The organism is Streptomyces longispororuber (genome assembly GCF_014656095.1).
Taxonomy (GTDB): Bacteria; Actinomycetota; Actinomycetes; order Streptomycetales; family Streptomycetaceae; genus Streptomyces; species Streptomyces longispororuber.
In genome coordinates this window covers 1-651 of record NZ_BNBT01000339.1, presented here as the reverse complement: position 1 = coordinate 651, position 651 = coordinate 1, and the positions used below count along the sequence as shown (strand labels likewise).

The following is a 651-nucleotide window of genomic DNA, read 5'->3' as shown; positions in this document are numbered from 1 at the left end:
GTCCCGACGCGGCGGGCCAGGCGTCCGCGGCCGGGGCGCCGGGCTCCCCCGGGGCGGCGGGCTCCCCCGGGGCGGCGGGCGCCGGGGCGTACCTCGGCGCGCCGCCGGACCGGGCCGTCGGCGAGGGCGTCGGGGCGGTGCTGCTGAAGCGGCTCGCCACGGCCGTGCGTGACGGGGACCGCGTCTACGCCACCGTCCTCGACTGCGCGCTGCGGCACGAGCCACGGCCGGGCTGCTTCCGGCACTCGTACTCCGCCGAGCTGCGCCAGGAGACGGCGGCCGCGTCGCTGCGGGCCGCCGGGGCGGGCCCGGACACCGTCCAGTACGTCGAGTGCGCGGGGTCCTCGGTGCCCCGGGAGGCCGCCGCCGAGCGGGAGGCCCTCGCGCGGCTGTACGCGGGCCGCGCGGAGGGGGGCGTGGTGCTCGGGGCGGGTGACGGCCGGGCCTTCGCCCACGCGGGGCTCGCCTCCCTCGCCCGGGTGGCCCGCGCGCTGCACGAGCGGCGCTACCCGGCTCCGCGCCCGGGCACCGGGCCGCTGCCCGGGCGGCCCTTCCGGCGGGCGCGGGCGGGCGAGGAGTGGGCGGCGCCGGGCGGGGCGCCGCGCCGGGCCGTGGTGCACGGGGCCTCCCTGACGGGGACGTTCTGCCACC

At 83.6% G+C, this 651-nt stretch carries 1 protein-coding gene; it reads left to right on the top strand.

The genetic code is table 11. From position 1 onward, the window contains the following. Positions 1 to 651, top strand: a 651-nt coding sequence (locus tag IE330_RS38530) for a beta-ketoacyl-[acyl-carrier-protein] synthase family protein (RefSeq protein WP_506005407.1), incomplete at both ends; no start/stop codon positions are given.